Below are 235 nucleotides of genomic sequence, written 5' to 3'. Positions count from 1 at the left end.
ACGCGCGACCGCTTGCGTGGCTATTTCGCTGAACTCTCCCGGGTCGGCGTCGACGTCTCGCGGGTGCCTATCTACGAAACCGTCAATGACGAGAAGAGCGTTTGGGCCGGCCTCGACCATATTTTCGCCGGTGCCGAGACGCCGACAGCCATTCTGGCGATGTCCGACAGGATGGCGCTCCATGCGCTGGACTGGCTGCGGCAGCACGACATTGCGGTGCCGGGCGATGTTTCGG

The 235-nt window shown here is 63.8% G+C and carries 1 protein-coding gene; it reads left to right on the top strand.

Translation table 11 applies throughout. The features are described from left to right. Positions 1 to 235 (top strand): substrate-binding domain-containing protein (locus EOC06_RS44675; protein WP_245470456.1); only part of this gene is annotated, 235 nt, incomplete at both ends.

The organism is Mesorhizobium sp. M7A.F.Ca.MR.362.00.0.0, assembly GCF_004023175.1.
In the GTDB taxonomy this organism is placed as follows: Bacteria; Pseudomonadota; Alphaproteobacteria; order Rhizobiales; family Rhizobiaceae; genus Mesorhizobium.
The sequence above is the reverse complement of the archived record's forward strand: the minus strand, read 5'-3'. Positions and strand labels throughout refer to the sequence as shown.